Annotated in this window: 20 protein-coding genes; all 20 read left to right on the top strand. The window is 57.7% G+C overall.

The features are described 5' to 3' along the window. The first annotated feature begins 510 nt into the window (after nt 1-510). The 20 genes from ACERY3_RS09440 (at nt 511) to tssG (ending at nt 23,006) form a co-directional block, all read left to right on the top strand. Nucleotides 511-1,005, top strand: coding sequence for a hypothetical protein (locus ACERY3_RS09440; protein WP_033145802.1), 495 nt, complete (start codon nt 511-513; stop codon nt 1,003-1,005). Nucleotides 1,006-1,028: 23 nt separating this feature from the next. Next, nucleotides 1,029-1,532: a type VI secretion system lipoprotein TssJ gene (gene tssJ / locus ACERY3_RS09435; protein ID WP_373225506.1), complete on the top strand. Its 504-nt coding sequence runs from the start codon at nt 1,029-1,031 to the stop codon at nt 1,530-1,532. Nucleotides 1,533-1,560: 28 nt separating this feature from the next. After that, complete coding sequence (gene tssK / locus ACERY3_RS09430; RefSeq protein WP_024909829.1) at nt 1,561-2,904, top strand: type VI secretion system baseplate subunit TssK; 1,344 nt, start codon at nt 1,561-1,563, stop codon at nt 2,902-2,904. A 17-nt stretch (nt 2,905-2,921) separates the two neighbouring features. Continuing rightward, on the top strand, nt 2,922-4,160 hold the full coding sequence (locus ACERY3_RS09425) for a DotU family type VI secretion system protein (RefSeq protein ID WP_029740100.1): 1,239 nt from the start codon (nt 2,922-2,924) through the stop codon (nt 4,158-4,160). 2 nt (nt 4,161-4,162) lie between these two features. Further along, nucleotides 4,163-7,783: a type VI secretion system membrane subunit TssM gene (gene tssM / locus ACERY3_RS09420; protein ID WP_373225505.1), complete on the top strand. Its 3,621-nt coding sequence runs from the start codon at nt 4,163-4,165 to the stop codon at nt 7,781-7,783. A gap of 16 nt (nt 7,784-7,799) precedes the next feature. After that, nucleotides 7,800-8,516, top strand: coding sequence for a type VI secretion system-associated protein TagF (gene tagF, locus ACERY3_RS09415; RefSeq protein WP_033145799.1), 717 nt, complete (start codon nt 7,800-7,802; stop codon nt 8,514-8,516). A gap of 11 nt (nt 8,517-8,527) precedes the next feature. After that, on the top strand, nt 8,528-9,544 hold the full coding sequence (tssA, locus tag ACERY3_RS09410; RefSeq protein WP_058841366.1) for a type VI secretion system protein TssA: 1,017 nt from the start codon (nt 8,528-8,530) through the stop codon (nt 9,542-9,544). Between the two features lie 75 nt (nt 9,545-9,619). Continuing rightward, nucleotides 9,620-10,144 (top strand): type VI secretion system contractile sheath small subunit, encoded by a 525-nt coding sequence (gene tssB, locus ACERY3_RS09405; RefSeq protein ID WP_008502644.1) that lies wholly within the window; start codon nt 9,620-9,622, stop codon nt 10,142-10,144. A gap of 3 nt (nt 10,145-10,147) precedes the next feature. Next, entirely contained in the window at nt 10,148-11,647 is a 1,500-nt protein-coding gene (gene tssC / locus ACERY3_RS09400; RefSeq protein WP_014884232.1) for a type VI secretion system contractile sheath large subunit, read from the top strand. Between the two features lie 367 nt (nt 11,648-12,014). Then, nucleotides 12,015-12,404: a T6SS amidase immunity protein Tai4 family protein gene (locus tag ACERY3_RS09395; protein WP_048980953.1), complete on the top strand. Its 390-nt coding sequence runs from the start codon at nt 12,015-12,017 to the stop codon at nt 12,402-12,404. 180 nt (nt 12,405-12,584) lie between these two features. Beyond that, nucleotides 12,585-13,067, top strand: a complete 483-nt coding sequence (locus ACERY3_RS09390; RefSeq protein ID WP_008502640.1) for a type VI secretion system tube protein Hcp — start codon at nt 12,585-12,587, stop codon at nt 13,065-13,067. Nucleotides 13,068-13,660: 593 nt separating this feature from the next. Continuing rightward, entirely contained in the window at nt 13,661-14,650 is a 990-nt protein-coding gene (locus ACERY3_RS09385) for a hypothetical protein (protein ID WP_058841364.1), read from the top strand. Next, nucleotides 14,644-15,060 (top strand): hypothetical protein, encoded by a 417-nt coding sequence (locus tag ACERY3_RS09380; protein WP_080352855.1) that lies wholly within the window; start codon nt 14,644-14,646, stop codon nt 15,058-15,060. The genes ACERY3_RS09385 and ACERY3_RS09380 overlap by 7 nt, the downstream gene beginning before the upstream one ends. An 87-nt stretch (nt 15,061-15,147) precedes the next feature. Then, entirely contained in the window at nt 15,148-16,905 is a 1,758-nt protein-coding gene (tagH, locus tag ACERY3_RS09375) for a type VI secretion system-associated FHA domain protein TagH (RefSeq protein ID WP_058841363.1), read from the top strand. Beyond that, nucleotides 16,902-17,699, top strand: coding sequence for a PP2C family serine/threonine-protein phosphatase (locus tag ACERY3_RS09370; RefSeq protein WP_014884226.1), 798 nt, complete (start codon nt 16,902-16,904; stop codon nt 17,697-17,699). Before tagH ends, ACERY3_RS09370 begins: the two co-directional genes overlap by 4 nt. Before the next feature lie 16 nt (nt 17,700-17,715). Further along, nucleotides 17,716-18,714, top strand: coding sequence for a hypothetical protein (locus ACERY3_RS09365; RefSeq protein ID WP_033145791.1), 999 nt, complete (start codon nt 17,716-17,718; stop codon nt 18,712-18,714). Nucleotides 18,715-18,723: 9 nt separating this feature from the next. Further along, nucleotides 18,724-19,536, top strand: a complete 813-nt coding sequence (locus ACERY3_RS09360; RefSeq protein WP_058841362.1) for a type VI secretion system accessory protein TagJ — start codon at nt 18,724-18,726, stop codon at nt 19,534-19,536. Beyond that, the gene (gene tssE / locus ACERY3_RS09355; RefSeq protein WP_033145789.1) at nt 19,529-20,092 is read left to right on the top strand and encodes a type VI secretion system baseplate subunit TssE; all 564 of its coding nucleotides are present in this window, start codon (nt 19,529-19,531) and stop codon (nt 20,090-20,092) included. The genes ACERY3_RS09360 and tssE overlap by 8 nt, the downstream gene beginning before the upstream one ends. A gap of 2 nt (nt 20,093-20,094) precedes the next feature. Then, complete coding sequence (gene tssF / locus ACERY3_RS09350) at nt 20,095-21,966, top strand: type VI secretion system baseplate subunit TssF (RefSeq protein ID WP_063440441.1); 1,872 nt, start codon at nt 20,095-20,097, stop codon at nt 21,964-21,966. After that, nucleotides 21,963-23,006: a type VI secretion system baseplate subunit TssG gene (gene tssG, locus ACERY3_RS09345; RefSeq protein WP_048980921.1), complete on the top strand. Its 1,044-nt coding sequence runs from the start codon at nt 21,963-21,965 to the stop codon at nt 23,004-23,006. The genes tssF and tssG overlap by 4 nt, the downstream gene beginning before the upstream one ends. Nucleotides 23,007-23,036: the final 30 nt, after the last annotated feature.

Below are 23,036 nucleotides of genomic sequence, written 5' to 3'. Positions count from 1 at the left end.
ATTCACGTTAACGCGTGCATTCAATATTAAAGTTACCCTGATAGTGCAACAAATAATTCATCTTTCATATATTCTGCTGACCTCACCAATACGCGAATTCTACTAATTATGGTAGTGGCGATAATAGCCGTATTGCGTTAATGAAAGTGGTTCTCTTTTGTGTTTTTTGTATATAAAACAAATGATTGCAATGTTGTGTGGCTAAGAAATAAAAGGGCGTAGGTCATATCGGGTTTTTTCATAGGATTAATCCTATAATTTTCCGACTGCTTCATTTACCAACAGTTACGTACCGGTAAATATTGAATTGAGACGAAGCTCATGTAAACTTGTTTACCGTTTGTCAAAATATGTCAGGAAGACACTGGGCCTTATTCTGAAGGGCTCGTGCGGTAGCTATGCCCTTAAAATAGTAACACCCCGAAAATATCCTGGCTATTTTAACAATAGCACCTAAGTCAAACTTCACTCCCTTATCTTCATCATCGAAATATCGCTACGGAAAAGCATATGAAAATGCGCGTACTGTTTTCACTTCTGTTTGTAATGGCGGTGGCGGGCTGTAAAGCGCCGCAGAAACCTGTGATCAACGACGATACGATCGAGACCAGCCAGGTCAACGGCGTGACCTTAACCCACCGTCACGCTGTGACGCCGCCGGCGGAGTTCAACCCGGTCAACGAACCGTATCGCGCCATGTATCCGGCCTCCCTGATGAGCCGTCCTGACTTCGGCGGCAAAGTTATCCGCACTCTCGACACCGGAAAAACCTACGTGGTGCTGGGTCAGGTTGAACACTACTGGATGGCGCTTGCCGATGAAGGTAACGATCAGCTGATTGGTTACGTCCCGATGCGCGCGGTGATCAAGGCCGACCTGTACGACGCCGCCGTGCGTAAACAGGCCATTCGTCCGAAGGCGCGTAAAAAAGCGACCTGTGTCGACGTCGATGGCAACAGCAAAGCCTGCAAAGACAGCGCTAACGGTACCTGGATCCTGAACTAAACGGCTTTCATGAGCGCATTTTTATGAATAATAAAAATTTTCATAAGCTGTGGTTATTCTTTTACGCGGTGATTTTCGCCCTGGTCAGTGGTTGTACGTCGTCTTCACACAGCGACCCCTCCCGCTACAATCTGCAGTTTCAGGCTCATCCACAAATCAACGAATCTGCGCCGCTTAAGGTCCGGGTGCTGCTGCTGAAATCCGATGCGGATTTCATGTCCAGCGACTTCTACTCCCTGCAGAACAACGCGTCAGCCACGCTTGGCGCGAATCTGCTGAACAGCGACGTGTTCTTCCTGATGCCGGGACAGCTGTCCAAAACTCTCAGCGGGCAAAGCTCTCCGGAGGCCCGCTACATCGGCGTGATGGCGGAGTATCAGGTGCTGGATGGCAAAAAATGGCGCGTTTCACTCCCTCTGCCTGTGCCTGGCGAAAATCATATCTACCAGTTCTGGAAATGGTCCGCAGATGAACTTCAGGCCAAGGTTTTTCTCGACGTGAACGGCATTCGGGTCATCAGCCAGTAACGCGCTTCAACACAGGAAACACATCATCATGACGAAAGCAGAAAAGGTCGTCTGGACCGAAGGCATGTTCCTGCGTCCACACCATTTTCAGCGGACTGAAAGCTATCTGCTCAACCATGTTCGTGAATGGGGCGCGCTACAGCGGTCATATCTCTGGGGCTTTCTTGACGTGGAACTGGATGAAGCGATGCTTCGTCAGGGATGCATTGCCCTGAGCTACTGCAGCGGCTTGCTGCCGGACGGCACCTTTTTCCAGGTGCGTAACGGGCGCAACGGTCCTGCACCGCTGAAAATTCCTGACAATCTCACCAACGAAAAGGTGGTGCTCGCGCTGCCGGTTCGTCGCGGCGAGAGAGAAGAGGTGATTTTTAGCGAAGAGCCGGCCTCGCTGGCGCGCTTCATCGCTTTCGAGCAAGAGGTGGAAGACGACAACGCCATGTCGGTGGGCGATGCCACCGTCCAGTTTGGCCGCCTGCGTCTGACCCTGATGCTGGAAAAAGACCTCACGGCGGAATGGACCGCCATCGGCGTGGCGTTTGTGACGGAGAAACGTAACGACAACCACGTGCGGCTCGATAACAGCTACATCCCGCCGATGCTCAACGCCAACAACAGCCCGCAGATCTACAGCATGATCAACGATCTGCACGGTCTGCTGGTCCAGCGCAGCCAGCAAATTGGTGGTCGTCTGCGCCAGCCTGGCCGCTTTAACACCTCCGAACTGATTGAGTTCACGCTGCTGTCGCTGGTTAACCGTCATCTGGGCGAGGTTTCGCATTTAAAAACCCTCCCGCTGCTGCATCCGGAAACGCTCTGGCGCAGCTGGCTGCCCTTTGCGACCGAGCTCGCCACCTGGACGTCGCAGCGTACCGCCGAAAGCGTGCTGCCGATTTACGATCATGACGATCTGGCTAACTGCTTCAGCAAACTGATGCTGATGCTGCGTCAGGGGCTGTCGCTGGTGATGGAAGACCACGCGATTCAGCTGCCGCTTAACGAACGCTCTCACGGCCTGAACATCGCCACGGTGCCTGAAACCAGCATGGTGCGCGAGTTCGGCTTCGTGCTGGCGGTTAAAGCCAACGTGCCGGGCGAACACCTGCAAACCCATTTCCCGGCGCAGATGAAGGTCGCGCCGGTGTCGAAAATCCGCGATCTGGTTCAGCTTCAGCTGCCGGGCATTATGCTGCGCGCCATGCCGGTCGCGCCGCCGCAGATCCCGTGGCATGCCGGCTACAGCTACTTTGAACTGGAGAAGGGCAGCGAGCTGTGGCACGAGATGGATAAGTCCGGCGCATTCGCCCTGCATCTTGCAGGGGAATTCCCGGGGCTGGATATGGAGTTTTGGGCCATCCGTAGCCCGACAGAATAATAAAGCGAGCGCTTAATATGCAGGAACGACAGGACACCGGCAGTGATGCCGGGTTTACCGGAGCCAGTAGCAACAACCAGCTGGTGGCGGCCGCCAATCCGCTGCTCAACGCGATTCCGCAGATCCGTCATTCGGTCTCCCATGACGATCAGGTGGCGTTACGCCAGCGTCTGATCGATGAGATTCGCCGTTTCGAAGTCCGCTGCCAGCAGGCGGGGCTGCCCTACGAAGTGATCGTCGGGGCGCGTTACTGCCTGTGTACGGCGCTCGATGAGGCCGCCGCGCTCACCCCCTGGGGCAGCAGCGGCGTCTGGTCAAGCAACGGTCTGCTGGTGACCTTCCATAACGAAACCTGGGGCGGCGAGAAGTTCTTCCAGCTGCTGGCGCGCCTGTCGCAGAACCCGCGCGAGCATATCCTGCTGCTGGAGATGATCAACTACTGCCTGCTGCTGGGCTTCGAAGGACGCTATCGGGTGCTGGATAATGGCCGCACGCAGCTTGAAACCATCAAGCAGCGGCTGTGGCAGATGATCCGCGGCGTGCGCGGCAGCTATCCGCCGCCGCTTTCTCCCCATCCGGAAGATCGTCCGGTGCTGCGCAAGCTCTGGCGGCCGATGGTTCCCCTGTGGGCCTGCGTGGCGCTGGCCGGGTTTATCGCCTGCCTGTTTTATATCGTGCTTAACTGGCGCCTTGGCGATAACACCAACCCGGTGCTGGCGAAGATTTACCAGTCCCAGCTGCCGGAAACCACTATTCAGCAACCGGCCCGTCAGCTTCCGGCGGTGCTGAACCTGCGCGGCTTCCTGAAGCCTGAAATCGAGGCTGGCCTGGTCGCGGTGAAAGACGAAGCGGATCGCAGCGTCGTTATCCTGAAGGGCGACGGGCTGTTTGCCTCCGCCTCTACCGTCGTGCGTGACCGCTATGAACCGGTCATCAACCGCATTGCGCAGGCGATGAATAACGTCAGCGGCAAAATTCTGGTGGTGGGCTACAGCGACAACGTGCCGATCCGCAGCGCGCGCTTTGCCTCGAACTATGAACTCTCTCTGGAACGCGCCCGCTCGGTACAGAAAATGCTGCAGGGAAGCCTCTCTCAGCCTGGCCGCGTGAAAGCGGAAGGGCGGGGCGAGATTAACCCGGTGGCGCCGAACACGACGCCTGAAAACCGCGCCCGTAACCGCCGTGTGGAAATTACTCTGCTGGTGTCGCCTGAAAACACTCAGGCTGAGCTGAACGGATTGCCGCAAGGAAACTAAGGATGCTGACTACACTTCTTTCCATCTTGACCAACCGCATTCTGTGGAGCTTCCTCGGCGTAACGGCGCTTGCGGCGGTGATCTGGATGATTGGTCCCCTGCTGTCCATCGTGGACACCCGACCGCTCGAGTCTGAACAGAACCGCATTATCAGCATTGCCGTGGTCTATCTGCTCTGGGCGCAGGGCCACATTCTGCCGCGCCTGTACAACGCCTGGCTGAACCGCAAGCTGATGGACAAGCTCAAAGAGAACACCGCCAGCCCGGAAGCGGCGGATCCGCAGAAGCGGCTGAACAGCGAGGAGCAGATCCTCGCCAGCCGCTTTGATGAAGCCGCGCAGATGCTGAAAAAAGCGCACTTCAGCAAAGCGGGCCAGGGCGCCCAGTGGACGCAGCGCTTCAGCACGCAATATCTCTATCAGCTGCCGTGGTACGTCATTATCGGCGCGCCGGGTTCCGGTAAAACCACGGCGCTGGTTAACTCGGGGCTGCAGTTCCCGCTGGCCGATCGCTTTGGTAAGACCGCGCTGCGGGGCATTGGCGGCACGCGTAACTGCGACTGGTGGTTTACCAATGAGGCGGTACTGCTGGACACGGCGGGCCGCTACACCACTCAGGAGAGCGAGCAGGTGCAGGACGCCGGCGAATGGCTGGAGTTCATGGGGTTACTGCGCAAGTATCGCCGCCGCCAGCCGATCAACGGCGTTATCATCACCATCAGCATTTCTGACCTGCTCACCCAGTCCGCCGAAGCGTCCCGCCAGCAGGCGGTGAACCTGCGCCAGCGTCTGTCCGAGCTGCATGAACAGCTGGGTATACGCTTCCCGGTGTACGTGATGGTGACCAAGGCCGACCTGCTTAAAGGCTTCCGCGCCTGGTTTGCTGACTACGACAAAGCGCAGCGCGACCAGATCTGGGGCTTTACGCTGCCGTGGGAGCAAACCAAACACGCCGATTACGACCTGATGGGCAACTTCCAGCAGGAGTTTTCTCTGCTGCAGCAGCGCCTCGATGCCGGGCTGCCGGAAACCATGCTGAAAGAGCATGACGCGAAAACCCGCGCTGAAGCGTATCTCTTCCCGCAGGAGTTCGCCGCGCTGCGTCCGCTGCTGGCGGACTACCTGAGCACGGTCTTCGCCCGCTCCAACTTCGAAACCGAGTTCTCCCCGCGCGGGATCTACTTCGCCAGCGGGACGCAGGAAGGCATGCCGTTCGACCGCGTGATGGGCGAACTGAACCGCGCGCTGTCGCTGCCGGAAGGGGGAGAGGCGGATAACTGGGATTCGGTCAGCAAAGAAGCGCCGATCCCGGGGGCAAAAGGTCAGAGTTTCTTCATTAAGAACCTGCTGCAAAACGTCATCTTCCAGGAAGCCGGGATCGCGGGCGAAAACCGCTGGTGGGAGCTGCGCAACCGGGCGGTGATCTGGTCTGGCTACGCGGCGCTGCTGGCCCTGTTGGTCATCCTCGGCGGTCTGTGGCTGACCAGCTATGCCAAAAACAAGGCCTATCTGGAAGAGGTGGATGCGAAGGTGCCGCTGCTGGACCAGCAGAGCAAAGCGCTGCAGAACCAGACCCAGCGTGACCTGTTCGATCTGCTGCCGCTGCTGAACGGTCTGGTTGACCTGCCGAAAAGCGACGCGTTTGATGTAAACGATCCACCCCTATCCCGCCGTATGGGGCTCTACCGCGGAGATGACGTCAGCGATGCCTCGCAGTCGCTGTACCAGAAAGCGCTGGATCAGATGCTGTTGCCTGCCGTCGCTATGCACATCACCACCTGGCTGCGCAACGACAACGGCAGCGACGTGGAATACAGCTATGAAGCCCTGAAAGCCTATCAGATGCTGTATCAGCCGAAGCACTACGACGGCAAATTCCTGCATTCGTGGGTGATGCTCAACCTGCAGCGAAATCTGCCGCAGAACGTCACGAAGGCGCAGCTGCAGCAGCTTGAATGGCACCTGACGCAGCTGCTGGAACCGAAAATCCAGGCCTCGCCGTACGCGCAGGATGAATCTCTGGTGGCCCGCGAAAGAGCGATGATCAATCAGCAGCCGCTCTCCACGCGCGTATACGGCCGCCTCAAACGCCTGCTGGAGCATGATGACAACCTCAAGCCGGTCTCCCTTTCCGACCTGGGCGGACCGCAGAGCGAGCTGGTGTTTTCACGCAAAAGCGGCAAGCCGGTGAGCGAAGGCGTGCCGGGTCTGTATACGCCGGACGGCTACTGGAAAAGCTTTAACGGCCAGATTGACAGCGTAACCACCGCCCTGCACGAGGACGACGCCTGGGTGCTGGGGGCCGCGACGGCGCAGGAGGATAAACAGCAGATCGATAACGCCGTGCGCCAGCTCTACATGCGCGATTTTATCGCGAACTGGGATCGCTTCCTCGCCGACATCCAGCTCAATAACAGCGCCGATCTTTCCCAGCGCATCAACACCGCGCGCCTGCTCTCGGGCGCAAACTCGCCGCTGCGCCGCCTGGTGCAGAACCTGAGCCAGGTCCTGACGCTGTCACGCAATGCGCCAGCGCCGGAAGATGCGGATAAAGCGCAGGCGCAGAGCAACCGCGCCACCCGCACGCTGGAAGCGCTGTTCAGCAACAATGACGCTGCGCCGACTCAGGCCGCCGTGGTTACCCAGGCGCCGGAACAGCTGGTCACCGACCACTACGCGCCGATGATTGAGCTGGCGCAGCCGCTGGAGAAGGGCGGGAAGACCATCGTGTTTGATGATTTTCTCAAGCAGGTAGATGAGCTTTACCGCTACCTGACCGCCGTCCAGGACGCGGCCAACAGCGGCATGCCGGCACCGGGCGGAGAGGCGATCAGCCGCCTGCAGGCCAGCGCCGGTCGTCTGCCGGGCGGGCTGCAAACTATGTTCAGCAATATGGCGGTGGGTGCCAGTAGTGATACCCAGCGCCGCGACCTCGAAAACGTGCGGAAGCGAATTAACGTTGAGGTGGGCGGATTCTGCCGTCAGGCGATCGCCGGTCGCTACCCGCTGGTGCGCAGCGCCAGCACCGAGGTCACCCCTGACGATCTCGCGCGCATGTTTGCGCCGGGAACCGGGCTGATGGACGCTTTCTTCCGCGACAATCTGACCAATAAAGTGGATACCACGCAGGCAAACTGGCGCTTTATGCCGGGCATCGACGGTAAAACGCTGCCGGGGAGCGAAGGGCTGCTGAGACCGTTCCAGCAGGCCCAGTCGATTCGCGACGCCTTCTTTGCTAATGGCGCAACAACGCCGTCCTTCAAGGTGACGGTTCGCACCGTGCGAATGGATAACACCATTCTGAACCTGACGCTCGACGTCGACGGCCAGCTGCTGCGCTACAGCCACGGTCCGCAGGCCGTGCAGATCATGAACTGGCCGGGGCCGGGCGGCACCAACCAGGTACGCATGCAGCTGGGGCTGGCTAACGGCAGCACGGCGACGCTGGTCACCAACGGCGCCTGGGCGCTCAACCGCTTCTTCGATAAAGCGAGCACCCGCCCGGGCGCGGGTAGCCTGAGCCGTCAGGCCACCTTCAGCGTCGACGGACATCAGGTCACGCTGGAGTTTGCGCCAAACAGCATTCGTAACCCGTTCCAGCTTCCCCGTTTCTCATGCCCATAACCGCAAGGACAGCCGTATGACGAATACCCCTGCGATGAACCGCTACAGCTGGTATGGCAAGTTACCCAGCGCCGGAGATTTTTTGCAGCGTCGCTTTCCTGACACTTTACAGCGCCAGTGGTCACACTGGTTCCAGGTCGGCCTGCTGGCCTGGCAGCAGGAAGAGCAGCGCAGCGGCGAGCGCCAGTTTAACAAAGCGCCAGTCTGGAATTTTGTGGTGCCGCCCATGCTTGGCAGCCAGATGATCCAGATGGGCTGTCTGCTGCCCGGCCGCGACAGCGTTGGCCGCCAGTACCCGGTTTGCCTGCAGCTGAGCTTCGCCCCGTCAGAGTGGTCGACCAGCCTGCTCAGCCAGGCCGAAAGCTGGTACCAGCAGATTGGGCGCCTGGGGCTGCATGCGGTGCGCAACAGTTTTTCCGCCTCGCAGCTGGATGAGATGCTGATGACCATCCCGGCGCCGCAGCCCGTCGAGCCGCAAAAGCGTTCCGACATCCTTGATGTGATTGGCTATGACGAGGACGGCCAGAGCACGCTGGGCTGGCCTCAGGCGGCCGAGTGCTTTGATCCGCTGCGTCAGACCAGCTACTGGTGGACCAACCGCTGCGACGGCTACCCGCTGTACACCCACGTGCACAGCGGTAACTTTACCGGGCAGCTTTTCACCCTGCTGTTCGACCCGGCAGGGGGCGCCCGTCCGGGGCGTCACGGTCTTTATCCGCCCATGTTTGAATAAGCAGGGATCTCATGAATATCGAAGAATTTCTCGCGCCAATAAGCCCCGAAAAACCCTGCGGCGAAAACCTGGAGTACGACGCCGACTTCCAGATCATGAATCAGGCCAGTCAGGGCAAAGCGGAACAGCAGTTTGGCGACACCATTATCCCGGCAGAGCCCGCTGACTGGAACACGGTGGAAAAATACGCCACCAGCCTGCTGACCCGCACCAAAGATCTTCGCGTACTGCTGGCGTTAACCCATGCCTGGACGCGCCGCCGCGGGCTTGCGGGCTACGCGGACGGATTATTGCTGGTGCAGGAGGCGATCGCCCGTTACTGGGAGACGCTCTATCCGCTGCTGGAAGAGTATGGCGAAACCGATCCGTTCTACCGCATTAACGCCCTGGCAGGGTTGAGCGATAAATCCGACCTCACCGTCGCCGTGCGAAACGCCTCGCTTCTGCGTTCAAACGGCGATGAAATTTCGCTCCGGGATGCCCAGGCCCTGCTGGACGGCAGCAAGACGGAATGCCCGGACTATCCCGGCGGCCGTCCACGGCTGATTGACGAACTGGCCCGCGGCGACCAGCCCGGCACCGCCGCGGTTATCGTCATTAACGAACGTTTGCTGGCGATTCGCGAGCTGCTCTCCGGGCATCTCGGTGAAAGCGGCGTGCCCGAGATGGAACAGCTGCTGAAAACCGTCGGGCTGGTGGCCAGCGCGTGTCAGGTAACCGACATCAGCAAGCTGCTGCCGAGCCGTGAGGCGCAGGCAGAACCCCAGGCCGAGCAGCAGTCGACGGCAGCGCAGCCCGTTCAGCCGGTGACCGACTGGCGCAGCGTGCAGATCACCAGCCGCGCCGACGCGCAGCTGATGCTGGAAAAAGCGAAGCAGTATTTTTCGCAGTACGAACCGAGCCACCCCGCACCGCTGATGATTGAACGGGTGCAGCGGCTGTCAGAACTTAACTTTATGGACATTATTCGCGACCTGGCGCCAGACGGCGTTAACCAACTTGAAAACATCTTTGGGCGCCGCGAATAACGCGTCCAGGCATTATGACGACAGGCATGGAGCCTGCCGTTTCACCTTCACCGCGCATCTTTGATGGAGAACATCATGGCAATGAGTAACAGTGGGCAGAAATTCATCGCACGTAACCGTGCCCCCCGCGTGCAGATCGAGTACGACGTAGAGATCTACGGTGCAGAACGTAAAATTCAGCTGCCGTTTGTGATGGGCGTCATGGCCGATCTGGTCGGCAAACCGGTGGAAAATCTGCCGGCCGTCGACGAGCGTAAATTCCTCGAAATCGACATCGACAACTTTGACGAACGCATGAAGGCGCTGAAGCCGCGCGTGGCGTTCCAGGTGGATAACACCCTGACCGGCGAAGGTAAGCTCAACGTGGATCTGACCTTCGACAGCATGGACGACTTCCTGCCGGATGCGGTGGCCCGCAAGGTCGAGCCGCTGAACAAGCTGCTGGAAGCGCGTACCCAGCTCTCCAACCTGCTGACCTATATGGACGGCAAAAACGGTGCGGAAGAGCTGATCGCTAAAATTCTGCAGGATCCGACGCTGCTCAAATCCCTGAGCCAGTTGCCGAAAAATGACGAAAGCGCGAAAGGTAGCGAGGAATAATCGATGAGCAACCAGACTCAACAACATGAGCAGCAGGCGGGTCAGGCGTTCAGCCAGGATGAGTTCAGCGCGCTGCTGAACAAAGAGTTCCGCCCGAAAACCGATCAGGCCCGTTCAGCCGTCGAAAGCGCGGTCAAAACGCTGGCGCAGCAGGCGCTGGAAAATACCGTCACTTTCTCCAACGACACCTACCGCACCATTCAGAACCTGATCGCCGGTATCGATGAGCAGCTGTCGCAGCAGGTAAACCAGATCATTCACCACGAAGAGTTTCAGAAGCTGGAGAGCGCCTGGCGCGGTCTGAGCTACCTGGTGAACAACACTGAAACTGACGAGATGCTGAAGATCCGCTTTATGAGCATCTCCAAGCAGGAGCTGGGCCGCACCCTGAAGCGCTTCAAGGGCGTGGGCTGGGACCAGAGCCCGATCTTCAAGAAAATCTACGAGCAGGAGTACGGTCAGTTCGGCGGCGAGCCGTTTGGCTGCATCGTGGGCGACTACTACTTCGACCACAGCCCTCAGGACGTTGAGCTGCTGGGCGAAATGGCGCGCATCGGCTCTGCGGCGCACTGTCCGTTTATCACCGGTACCGCACCGGGCGTGATGCAGATGGAGTCCTGGCAGGAGCTGGCCAACCCGCGCGACCTGACCAAGATCTTCCAGAACACCGAATACGCCGCCTGGCGTTCGCTGCGTGAATCCGAAGATGCCCGCTATCTGGGTCTGGTGATGCCGCGCTTCCTGTCGCGCCTGCCGTACGGTATTCGCACCAACCCGGTCGACAGCTTTGACTTTGAAGAGCAGACCGACGGCGCGAACCACAACAGCTACTCCTGGGCGAACGCCGCCTATGCGATGGCCGCCAACATCAACCGCTCCTTCAAAGAGTACGGCTGGTGCACCTCGATTCGCGGCGTGGAGTCCGGCGGGGCGGTGGAAAACCTGCCATGCCACACCTTCCCGAGCGATGACGGCGGCGTGGACATGAAGTGCCCGACCGAGATCGCCATCAGCGATCGTCGTGAAGCTGAGCTGGCGAAAAACGGCTTTATGCCGCTGGTTCACCGCAAAAACTCCGACTTTGCCGCCTTCATCGGCGCGCAGTCGCTGCAGAAACCGGCCGAGTACCACGACCCGGATGCCACCGCCAACGCGCGTCTGGCCTCTCGTCTGCCGTACCTGTTCGCCTGCTGCCGCTTTGCGCACTACCTGAAGTGCATCGTGCGCGACAAAATCGGCTCCTTCCGCGAGCGCGAAGAGATGGAGCGCTGGCTGAACGACTGGGTCATGAACTACGTCGACGGTGACCCGGCGAACTCCTCTCAGGAGACCAAGTCCCGTAAACCGCTGGCCGCAGCGGAAGTGCAGGTGCAGGAGATTGAAGATAACCCGGGCTACTACGCCGCGAAGTTCTTCCTGCGTCCACACTACCAGCTGGAAGGTCTGACCGTTTCCCTGCGTCTGGTATCTAAACTGCCGTCGCTGAAGACGAAAGACGCGTGATGAGTGTAGCCGGCCCATTGGGCCGGCTACTTTTCGGTCAATACGAGATAGCTAATGAATTTGACAGTGAAAGCGTTGATACGAAAATTCATCAGCTATTTAGCCATTTATACGTTGCTAATAATTTCATTCATGCTGTTTGTGACGGTATCCGGCTACTATCTGTTTATCTTTGACTGGCCGGCAGAAGTCCCGCGAATTGCAATGCATGGATTCTTATGCACTGGACTTAATGCATTAGCGATAGGGATATACGTTGTCGCAGAAAAATGGAAAGAGAAAAGTTAGTATTTTACGCGGACTGATGCGCTGTGGGTCTTATGGCAAAGGATATAAGGTGAAACGTTTATGTTTTTTCCTCGTGTTTATGACTTTTTATGTGTATTCCGGAAATAACTATCCTGATTTTTATCAGCAGCAAACATACCGGCAGGTTTTAAAAGATTTTGTTCTGGCGCGCTGCCTGGCGCAGGTAGCAGATAAAGGCAGCCAGTTTTCTGCTGATGCTGCCCGCAGTGCGAGTGCATTCATTGAGTGGATTCCTTTTGATGCTGAAAATGGCACTGAGAAAATGGATGCGCTCATTGGAAAATACAAAGATCACATTAACGGCTTTCATGCCGAACGAAAGCCCGATGTAAAAGGCGTTACGTTAAATTGCCTGCGTCTTTATCATAGTGACGAACTTAACAAGCTGGTACCTCAATTAATTATCGGAAATCCTGATCGCACCTGGATTCAGGATAACCCGCAGTAGTAAAAGACTTCACATTCTTTCCGTTCATTCAGGGGGAATGTAAGACTGTCAAATGACACGGGTCATTTGATATGAGGCAGAGGTAAAATATGGACGGTTTTATTCAGCCCCATGCTTTCCTGTTTGCCATATAAGTGCTTTTTCGAAAGCAATATTGTTCATCCACGAAGAGTAGATATTATGGCTATTGATATGTTTCTGAAGGTCGAGGGTGTTACGGGCGAATCTAAAGATTCTAACCACACCGGCTGGACTGATATTACCTCCTTCTCCTGGGGCGCTTCCCAGCCAGGTAATATGAGCGTTGGCGGTGGCGGCGGTGCCGGTAAAGTTAACTTCAACGACCTGCACGTTAACGCGCTGATCGACAAATCCACCACCGCTATCCTGAAACACTGCGCCAGCGGCAAACACCTGACCAAAGTTGAGCTGTCCGTCTGTAAAGCCGGCGGCCAGCAGGTGGAATACTCCCGCATCACGCTGGAAGATGTGCTGGTCACCTCTGTTCAGTACACCGGTGCTGACAACGGCGATACCGTTGGTGTGACCTATGCATTCCAGGCTGCGAAAGTGAAACAGCAGTACTGGGAGCAGACCACGTCTGGTGGTAAAGGTGCTGAAAGCAGCGCTGGCTGGAACATCAAAGAAAACAAAGAAGCGTAATTGCGTATGTGGCCGGGGAGTTTTCCCCGGTCATTATGATTGCTTCACTATTCGGCGCGTATTTGCGATGGAAAGAGCGTTAACGGTTATACCCATTGTATTATCATGTAGCGCCTGCATATCCCACCCTGCTCAGTTTCAGAGTTTAACTGTTAAGGTGGAAAAAAATGCACCCTGTTTTGGCGTTTCGAATGACACTAAACCAGGTGAGGTTGTGCTAGTTTATGAACCCTCGATATCTCGACGTGCAGGTAACGAATGGGAAAGCATCTTCTCTCCAGGAGCATTTCCTTCCAGCCGCTTTTTGAAATCTGAAGAGTGCCTACGCTGGGATAAAGTAGACTGGCAGTCAGGGGAGTATGATGTGGTATTAGAATCGAGAAATCATAATACTATTGTTCGATATGCTACTCGCTTTATTCTCAGTATAAATTCCAGAGGCGAATTATCGCTGGTTAGAATAGAATAGGAGCGTTTTCAAATGTTGATGTTTTTAAGAAAGTGTCAACCTTTGGATATTAATTCAACTCCGTTTTTATTTAAATGGGTATGCTTATTTGTGAGCGTTTTTGTAAAAATCAAAGGGAATGAATATGGCTAGCCAATCATTAGTTAATCCGGGATATTGTATTGTTCAGCAACCCGGAACCCTGGATTTCCAGACAAGGCTTTTATTCAACGATCCAAATAGTGATGCTGCACGTTATTTCATGCAGGTTAATAGTGATGTGCAGTGGTCAAAACCTGGGCAGATGTTGATTCTTGGTGCACCGGGAAGTAATAATTCTGTGCAGCTTAAGCAATTACAGCTCGCTAAAAAGAAAGTCAACGGTGCTCTGGCCGATCTTAATTCTGGTGAGGCGAATTTCTTTAATCAACATTTTAGTACCATAGCTGCAGTTACTAATTTTATGGATAAGTCCCTTGGTGTCGTTGCTGATGCAGGTGAAAAATATTTTAGTGAAATAGAAAAAAAACTTAAATCCATTGAATTGGCTTACCAGAATCAGTACAGAGCACAAGGGACATTGATAAGCCAACAGTTTTTTGTTGAACGTCAGCGCCTCTTTTCTGAGTTGGATGGTTTATTAAACAAATTGTCCCGACTGACCTTAAAGATGAAGCCCTATAACGAATTGAAGCATGCCTTAGGCTTGTCAAGCAGATCCATTGTACATGAATGGAGTACAGCCGGGGTCGCCTCTATTCGTGGTTATTCAACTTATATCGATAATGCCTCTAAGGCCGCTCGTTTTCTTAAAGCGGGAGGGTGGCTTGCAATAGGTTTTGCAGGTGCAAATACCACTAATGAAGTTTACAATGCCTGCACCGTAGGACGAGAGCAGAGTTGTTCTAAAGTCGCTGTGAAAAAATACAGCAGCTTTGGTGCAAGCCTGGCAGGGGGTATTTACGGTGGTAAATACGGAGCAATGGCAGGTGCTGGTGTATGCGTTGCGCTTGGTGTTGCGACGGGGGGCGTAGGACTGCTCGCCTGCTCCATTGTCGGGGCTGCTGCAGGAGGATACGTTGGTGGCGAGATAGCGGGCGGAGCGACTGAGTATATGATGGATAAAATATGGTGAATATAGAGAATTTATCATTATTTCTTATCGTGGTTTTATTGCTGGTTGTTGTAATTATGGATTTATTCAGTTCTCGTTATTTCAAAAAACACGAGGCTGATTATAATCAGTTACTTTCAGACTATCGGCGCAAGGGATATGATCTGGATCTCGTAACCGACTATGCTTCTTTTTTTGGTTCGCTGGCCAATTATCAAAAAATAATCTGGTTTGTTCGCCTTTATAAAGGCGTTAAAATGAAATTTACGCGTGAAAGGCTTGTTCAGGAAGATGCTTATAAATATGTGCAGTCGTTACCTGAAGAAAGAATTGGTTGGATGCTAAAGTTACATCGCCGTTATAAGTTACAGGCGTTAATATTCACTCTATGGCTCATTGTTGGATTATATTTTATCATCTTCATTAAATAGTTTTTGATATTCAATTTCTCAAACGCCGCCGTTCTCGCCCCGAGAGCGGCAGCGTTTGAGCGCTAATCATACCAGCAGGAATACGCCATGCGATTCACGATTATTTCTACGAAACCCGGTCATCAGCCGCCGCAAAGCAGCTGTGATTTTTACGCCCCGGGCGGCACCATTGGGCGCGGTACGGATAACAATCTGGTGTTGCCGGATAATGACCGCACCATCTCTCGGCTGCAGGCCATTGTTCACGTTGACGCCCAGGGCGAATGCCGCGTGACCAACCGTGGCAGCGTCACCCGCGTGGTATTAAATGACATTCCGCTGGAGCGAGGGCGTCAGGTTGAGCTGCAGGATGGCGACATTCTCGGTATTGATGACTACCGTATCGAAGTGACCGAACTGATCCACGATACGCAACCCGTAAGCCGTATGGCGGCCAGTATGCATCAGCAGGCGCGTCCGGCAGCCGCACCCGCGCCCGCTCCGAAGCCGGCGAGCGCCGCACCGCGCGGGAAAGCCGAACCGACCGCCGTGCCAACGGAAATCTGGGATAGCCTGATGCAGGAGTTCTCCATCTCCGACAGCATCTCCAGCAACCGTACAAAACCGCAGCCTGCTGCATCGCACGATCCGTTCTCCCAGCCTGCGGCTCCGGAGCGTAACGCTGAAGATCCGCTGGCGATGTTCAACGACAGCGATCCAAAGCTTGAGCGTAAGAACGTTGACCCGGACACGCTGTTCAGCGACGAAGCGTTGTTCAAAAAAGAGAGTATTTTTGACGACGTCACCCCGTCAACGCTGGTGCCGCCGGGCGAGACGACCCCCGCTAAGCCAGAAGATGAGGCGACGGACGAGCTCGATCCGCTGGCCCTGTTTGGCGGTAAGGCCAGCGCGCCAGCCGCGCGTAATGACGACCCGCTCGGGCTGATGGGCGGCGCACCGTTAACCCATCCGGATGACATTCTTGCCGAAAAGCCTGCGCCAGTGCCGGAACCCGAGCAGGAAGAGGACGTGCTCGCCGATTCTCCACTGTTCGCCCCTGAGCCTCAGGAAGAACCGCGTGCTGAAGAAGAGCCTGCGCGACCGGATTACGCAGGCTTCACCATGCCAACGCCGCAGGCCGTTGCGCGCAGCAGCGCTCAGGCGCCGAAAGGCCGTCTGCGCATTGACCCGGTCAATAACGCCGCCGCCCCAAGCGCTACGGCAAACAGCGGTGAGAAGGGCGAAGTGCTGCAGGGCGAGCTGCTGGAGGCGCTGTTGGAGGGGATGGGGCTGAGCGAAATGCAGCCCGTCCCGCAGTTTGATCGTGAAAATATGCGTCAGCTCGGGCAGATCCTCGGCATGTTCTCTCAGGGAACCGTGGCGCTGCTCTCCTCGCGCTCCATCCTCAAGCGGGGCGTGAAGGCCGATATGACCATGGTGCTGGACGATGCCAACAACCCGTTCAAGCTGCTGCCGACCGGCAAAACCGTGCTGATCCAGATGTTCGGCACTCCGATGCCGGGCTTTATGCCGCCGACCAAATCCGTGCGCGACGCGCTGATCGACCTGCAGGCGCACCAGCTGGGCATGATCTCCGGTATCCGCGCCATCATTGCCGCGATGCTGCAGTCCTTTAACCCGGAACAGCTGGAAGAGCAGGCGAAGCAGAACGGGATGACCTCGCGTCTGGCGCTGCCGGGCAGCCGCAAAGCCGCCCTGTGGGACTATTTTGTGCGCAGCTATGGCGAAACGGCTGGCGAGATTGAGGATGACTTCCACACCCTGTTCGGCGAGGCTTTCCTTCATGCGTACGACATGGAGGTGAATCAGTACAAAGACTCACAGAGCGGATCGGAAGACAAATGAATATCGCAACGGCTTCTCTCTCCCGCCAGGGGACGCGCGCCAGCAACCAGGATCAGACGGGAGAAACCATAGGGGAACGTTCAGCCTGCTTTGTCGTCTGCGACGGCATCGCGGGCCTGCCGGGCGGTGAGGTGGCTGCAGAGCTGGCCCGCAACAGCATTATCTCCCGCTTCGATGGCGACAAACATCTTAATGCGCAGCATATCCGCGACTACGTGCAGACGGCTAACCGCACCATCCTCAGCGAACAGCAGGCCGTTCAGGACTATCGCCGGATGGGCACGACGCTGGTCAGCCTGTTCATTGACCGTGATTACGGCCTGGCCTACTGGGCGCACGCCGGAGACAGCCGCCTGTACCTGTTTCGCCGGGGATGGCTGTGGCATGTGACCACCGACCACAGCCTGGTGCAGCAGATGAAAGACGCCGGGCACCAGACCGACAACCTGAACAGCAATTTGCTCTATCTGGCGCTGGGAATTGAAAACGGCGGGCCGGAAGCGAGCTACAGCGACGTGGTGCAGGTTGAAGACGGCGATGCATTCTTACTCTGCACCGACGGGTTCTGGCACGGCGTTAGCGAAGAGCAAATGAAGCAGTCGCTGCATATGGTCAATACGCCGCAGGAGTGGCTGACCTTAATGAACCAAATCATTCAAAAGAATGGCGAACAGGAGGGGAATGCTCAGGATAACTATACTGCCCTGGCGGTATGGATGGGCAACCCTCAGGACACCACTTTGCTGCACACCCTCTCTGACGCAGCACAATTTCTTCCCTGCGGAACTGATTAGACACACAAGGAACGATATGAAACTTTGGCTATCGGGTTTGGCACTTCTGGCGGTCACCTCCACCGCGCAGGCTGAGAATTTCCGCATCGTGCAGTCGCCTGCGCAGAAGCTGGATATCTGGATCGACAACATTAAAGACAACACGCCGCAGAGCTGGTGTAAGCCTGAGGTGGCGCTGCGCATTGTGGCGAACGGCAAGAAGGACGTCTCCGTGCTGGAGAACTTTGTGCCGCGTCTTGGCTCCCTGCTGGAACACCAGTGCAGCAAAGTGAATAAGCTTAGCTGGACGCTCAACGATCCGGCGGGTACCACGCTGGCGCAGGGTACGGCAGGCAAAGCGCAGGACTGGGCGCTGGTGGTGAAACAGGACCAGGCCGCGCCTGCTGCGACCGTCACCGCAACCCCAACCAGCGGCGCGCTGCTGCCGCCGGACCAGAACGTGGCTTCCCGCACCGTCGCGGCTGACCGTACGCCGTGGCAGGAATTCACCCTGCAGGACGGCTGCCACCTGCGCACCTTCTGGGAAGGTGGCGCTTCCGCTCCGGCGCTCTTTATTCCGGATTCTGACACCACCCGCTGCGGTAACGGCAGCTGGCTGAGTGGTCACACCGTGGTTTCGCAGTCCCGCAACGGCGGACAGAAAGAGATGGCGGTGACCTACATCCACGGCTTCCCGGTGACGGGTCTGAATCAAAGCGCCGATCCTGAAAACGCGCTGATCACCTCCGTCAACAAAGAGCGCATGGTGTTCAGCACCCCAAACAGCGACCAGAGCTGGATGATCCTGCCTTACGATAGCGCCCTGAACAGCTGGAAAAGCAACGGCACCGTAGCGGTGGAGATTTCCCGTGAAATCGCCAGCGACGATGCAAAACTGCAGGCGCGTATTGCGGCGGTGAAAAAAACCTGGAGCGCCTGGGTTGCACCCGGCACTCCGCTCAATATCGTCCTGATTGACACCCTGCGTCCTCAGCTGCGCGATCCGGCCGTCGGCGCATGGCGCGCGGCGAATTAAGGAATGGCTATGAATACGCTCTATCAACACCTGGCGGGCGAGTCGCTCAGCGACGCGCTGGCGCGCCTTGAAGCTGAAATCAAAGCCCGTCCGGCGGATGCCGACCTCCGCGCCGCGTTCGTGCAGTTTTTAACCCTCAGCGGCAACTGGACGCGCGCGCTGACCCAGCTGAAAAGCTGGCTGGCGCTGAAGCCTCAGGCGAAGCCCACCGTCACGCTGCTGGAGCAATCCATTCAGGGCGAGCTGCAGCGCGCGCAGGTGATGGCGGGACAGGCGCGTCCGGCCATGCCGGAAACCCAGTGGCCGTGGCTGACGACCCTGGCCGCGGCGCTGAGCGAGGAGGGCGAGCGCGCCCGGGCGCTGCGTCTGGACGCCCTCGATCGGGCTGAGGCCACCTCCGGCCAGATTATCCTCGAAAACGAGGAGACGCAGGCGTTTGACTGGCTGATGGACGGCGATGCCCGTCTCGGCCCGGTCTGCGAAACCATCGTGAACGGCCGTTATTTCTGGCTGCCGTTCAGCGCCATCGCGGAGATCCGTTTCCAGGCGCCCGCCAGCGTGACCGATCTGGTCTGGCGTCACGCGCTGGTGCGCCTGACCGACGGTACGGAGCAGGTGTGTCAGATCCCGGCGCGTTACCCGTTTGCTGCCGATGCCACTGATGCGGTCAGGCTGGGCCGCACCACCGAATGGCAGCCGCTCGACGAAGACGGCACCCTTTACGAAGGCAGGGGCCAGAAGGCCTGGCTGAGCGAGCAAAGCGAATACCCGCTGCTGTCCTTAAGCCTCGTGACGTTTGCGACGGATGGAGCCGATGAGTAATCCCGCTGGCGAAGGCGATCTGCTGCGCAGCGGCTGGCAAGCCCGCAGCAAGCAGGAGAAGGTGGGGGCGCGCGACAAAATGCAGCCCTCGCTGCTGGATCGTCTCACCGATAATGAGCCGGAAAAAAAGCGCGAGTCGGCCAACAGCAATCTGATCACCCACGCCGCCCTGCGCCGCAACGTCCTGCGCGATCTGCAGTGGCTGTTTAACACCATCAACCACGATGCCTCCGGCGATTTGAGCGCCTTGCCGCACGTGAAGCGCTCGGTGGTCAACTTCGGCGTCGCGCCGCTGGCCGGGAAAAGAATGTCGGATATCGAATGGCACGACATTCAGCGCAAGCTCACCGAGGCCATCATCAATTTTGAACCGCGCATTTTACCGCAGGGGCTGCAGGTCCGCTGCGTGTCGGATACCTCCTCGCTGGATCTGCACAACGTGCTCTCCATCGAGATCAAAGGGCGTTTATGGTGTGTGCCGTACCCGCTGGAGTTTCTGTTTCGTACCGATGTCGATCTGGAAAACGGCCATTTTGAACTGAAAGATGCGGGGTAATCATGGAAAGTAAACTGCTCGAATATTACAACCGCGAGCTGGCCTACCTGCGCGAAATGGGGGCCGAGTTTGCCGAACGCTACCCAAAAGTCGCCGGACGGCTGGGCATGCGCGGCATCGAAGTGGCGGACCCGTATACCGAACGTCTGATGGAGGGCTTCGCCTTCCTGACCTCACGCGTGCAGATGAAAATGGACGCGGAGTTTCCGCGCTTCTCCCAGCGTCTGCTGGAGATGATTGCGCCTAACTATCTCGCGCCCACGCCGTCGATGGCGATTGCGGAGATTGAGCCCGACAGCAGCCGGGGCGACCTGAGCAAGGGCTTCATTGTGCCGCGCGGTACCATGATGGACAGCCTGGCGCTGAAAAAAACCGGCGTGACCTGCAGCTATACCACGGCGCACGAGGTCAACCTGCTGCCGCTGAAAATCGACAAGGTCGAGCTGGGCGGCGTGCCCGCCGATCTGCCGCTCGCGCAGCTGGGGCTGAGCCAGCGGGGGATCGGCAGCGCCTTAAGGATCCGCATCGCCTGCGACGGCCCGCAAAACCTCGGGCACCTGGATTTCGACCGTCTGGAATTTTTCCTCGGCGGTCCGGACATTGAAGCGCTGAAGCTGCTGGAGCTGGTGATGGAGCACCACGCCGGGATCGTCTGCCAGACGGTCAGCCCGCAGCCGCAGCGGCAGCTGCTGGCGTCGGACGCGCTGCGCCAGGAGGGCTTTGAGCCTGACCAGGCCCTTCTTCCGGACGATCTGCGCAACTTTGACGGCTATCGCCTGCTGCAGGAGTATTTCGCCTTTCCGGCCCGCTTCCGCTTCATTAGCCTGAGCGGTCTGGGCAAGCTTATCGAGCGCTGTGAAGGCGAAAAAGCCTTCGACATCTTCATTCTGCTGGATAAGTCGGATGAACAGCTGGAGCGCGTGGTCGATGCCAGCCATCTGGCGCTGCACTGTACCCCGGTCATCAACCTGTTCCCAAAGGTCGCGGCGCGTCAGAAGCTGAATGAAGGCCAGCATGAATACCATCTGGTGGTGGATAACATTCGTCCGCTGGATTATGAAATTTACGCGGTCAAAAAAATCTATGGCAGCGCGGACGGCCAGCGCGATGACCAGACGTTTCGTCCATTCTGGAGCACCTGGAGCGGCGATGCGGGCAACTACGGGGCCTATTTTTCCCTGCGCCGCGAACAGCGCGTGCTGTCCGAGCACGCCCTGCGCTACGGCACCCGCACCGGCTATATCGGCTCGGAGGTGTTTGTTTCGCTGGTGGATGAACAGCACGCCCCGTGGCAGGACAACCTGCGCTATATCTCTGCCGAGGTGCTCTGCACCAGCCGCGATCTGCCGCTGATGCTGCAGCAGGAGCTCGGGCAGTTCATTATGGCCGACTCCATGCCGGTGAAATCCCTCACCCTGCGCAAAGGCCCGACGCCGCCGCGTCCGGCGCTGGCGGAAGGGTTCAGCACCTGGCGGCTCATCAGCCAGCTGCAGATGAACTACCTCAGCCTGATGGACAGCGAAAACGAAGACGGCGCGGCCGCGCTGCGCCAGCTGTTAGGGCTGTACGCCAACCTGGCAGAAACGCCCGTTGCGCGTCAGGTGGAAGGGGTACGCCACTGCGTGCTGGAGCCGGTTCACCGCCGCGTGCCTGAACCCGGCCCGGTCGTTTTCGCCCGCGGGATCGGCATCACCCTGACGGTCGATGAGCGTGCCTTTTCCGGCGCCAGCCCGTGGCTCTTTGGCAGCGTGATGGAACGTCTCTTTGCCCGCCTGGTGTCCATCAACAGCTTTACGGAGTTCACCCTGAAAAGCCAGCAGCGCGGCGAGATTGGCTACTGGGCGCCGCGCATGGGTAAAAGGGCGCTGATATGAGTGACGCTGCCACTGCACCGCTGCGCGTGCATCGCCTGACCCGGCTGCCGGACGCGTTCTGGCAAGGGGTTCGCGAGACGCCCTGGCGCTACGACCTGTTTCAGCTGTTAAGGCGCATTGATGCCCAGGGCGGCGAACGCTACCCGCTGGGACGCGCGCCGCTGCCGAAATTTGAGCCGCTGCGCATCGGCCAGCAGCCGTCGATGAGTTTTGCGCCGTCGACGCTGGCTCAGGTCCGCCAGCGGGAGGAAAGCGGGCTGCACGAGGTGTCTATCCTCAGTTTCGGCCTGTTTGGCCCGAACGGCCCGCTGCCGGTCCATATGACCGAATACGCCCGCGAGCGAATTTATCATCATCAGGACACCAGCCTCAGCGCGTTTGCCGACCTGTTCCATCATCGCCTGGCGCTGCTGTTTTACCGCGCCTGGGCGGATGCGCAACCCACCGTCTCCCTCGATCGCGCTGATAACAGGCGCTTTGAGGGCTACCTGGCGTCGCTGATTGGCATGGGCCAGCCGGGACAGATGAACAAAGGCAGCCTGAGCTCGCATGCTCGCTTTACCCACGCCGGGCACCTGACCCGTCACGGACGGGATCCGGAGGGGCTGGAGAAGATCCTGCGCAGCTATTTTAACGCGCCGGTTAAGCTGGTCAGCAACGTGCCGCAGTGGATGCCGCTTTCCACGCGCGAGCAGGCGCAGCTGGGAGCAGGGCGCCGCATGCCGCGCATGGGGGAATCCGCCTTTCTCGGCGTTGCCGTCCGCGACGTGCAGCATAAGTTTCGCATCGAAATTGGCCCGCTGAGCGCGGAGGAGTACAACCGTTTTCTGCCGGGTGAAGCGTGGGTCACAGAGCTGCGCGACTGGGTGCGTCAGTACGCCGGGGTGGAGTTTGAATGGGAAACGCGGGTGATCCTGCGTGAAGACGCGGTGCAGGGCACCACGCTCGGCAGCAATGGGCGATTAGGCTATAACACCTGGCTGGGCCTTCAGCCGCAGCCTGTCCCGCGTGGCGATCTGGTGTATCGCGCAGAGCGGTAATCCTTCCGTATACCGAATCATTGTTAATGG

The organism is Enterobacter cloacae complex sp. ESBL7, assembly GCF_041679625.1.
Taxonomy (GTDB): Bacteria; Pseudomonadota; Gammaproteobacteria; order Enterobacterales; family Enterobacteriaceae; genus Enterobacter; species Enterobacter asburiae_B.
Note: the sequence above shows the minus strand (reverse complement) of the source record. Positions and strands in the feature narration are given on the sequence as shown.

Coding starts and splice junctions, on each gene's coding strand:
- ACERY3_RS09440 (WP_033145802.1), top strand. CDS start 511: ATGAAAATGCGCGTACTGTTTTCACTTCTGTTTGTAATGGCGGTGGCG.
- tssJ (WP_373225506.1), top strand. CDS start 1,029: ATGAATAATAAAAATTTTCATAAGCTGTGGTTATTCTTTTACGCGGTG.
- tssK (WP_024909829.1), top strand. CDS start 1,561: ATGACGAAAGCAGAAAAGGTCGTCTGGACCGAAGGCATGTTCCTGCGT.
- ACERY3_RS09425 (WP_029740100.1), top strand. CDS start 2,922: ATGCAGGAACGACAGGACACCGGCAGTGATGCCGGGTTTACCGGAGCC.
- tssM (WP_373225505.1), top strand. CDS start 4,163: ATGCTGACTACACTTCTTTCCATCTTGACCAACCGCATTCTGTGGAGC.
- tagF (WP_033145799.1), top strand. CDS start 7,800: ATGACGAATACCCCTGCGATGAACCGCTACAGCTGGTATGGCAAGTTA.
- tssA (WP_058841366.1), top strand. CDS start 8,528: ATGAATATCGAAGAATTTCTCGCGCCAATAAGCCCCGAAAAACCCTGC.
- tssB (WP_008502644.1), top strand. CDS start 9,620: ATGGCAATGAGTAACAGTGGGCAGAAATTCATCGCACGTAACCGTGCC.
- tssC (WP_014884232.1), top strand. CDS start 10,148: ATGAGCAACCAGACTCAACAACATGAGCAGCAGGCGGGTCAGGCGTTC.
- ACERY3_RS09395 (WP_048980953.1), top strand. CDS start 12,015: ATGACTTTTTATGTGTATTCCGGAAATAACTATCCTGATTTTTATCAG.
- ACERY3_RS09390 (WP_008502640.1), top strand. CDS start 12,585: ATGGCTATTGATATGTTTCTGAAGGTCGAGGGTGTTACGGGCGAATCT.
- ACERY3_RS09385 (WP_058841364.1), top strand. CDS start 13,661: ATGGCTAGCCAATCATTAGTTAATCCGGGATATTGTATTGTTCAGCAA.
- ACERY3_RS09380 (WP_080352855.1), top strand. CDS start 14,644: ATGGTGAATATAGAGAATTTATCATTATTTCTTATCGTGGTTTTATTG.
- tagH (WP_058841363.1), top strand. CDS start 15,148: ATGCGATTCACGATTATTTCTACGAAACCCGGTCATCAGCCGCCGCAA.
- ACERY3_RS09370 (WP_014884226.1), top strand. CDS start 16,902: ATGAATATCGCAACGGCTTCTCTCTCCCGCCAGGGGACGCGCGCCAGC.
- ACERY3_RS09365 (WP_033145791.1), top strand. CDS start 17,716: ATGAAACTTTGGCTATCGGGTTTGGCACTTCTGGCGGTCACCTCCACC.
- ACERY3_RS09360 (WP_058841362.1), top strand. CDS start 18,724: ATGAATACGCTCTATCAACACCTGGCGGGCGAGTCGCTCAGCGACGCG.
- tssE (WP_033145789.1), top strand. CDS start 19,529: ATGAGTAATCCCGCTGGCGAAGGCGATCTGCTGCGCAGCGGCTGGCAA.
- tssF (WP_063440441.1), top strand. CDS start 20,095: ATGGAAAGTAAACTGCTCGAATATTACAACCGCGAGCTGGCCTACCTG.
- tssG (WP_048980921.1), top strand. CDS start 21,963: ATGAGTGACGCTGCCACTGCACCGCTGCGCGTGCATCGCCTGACCCGG.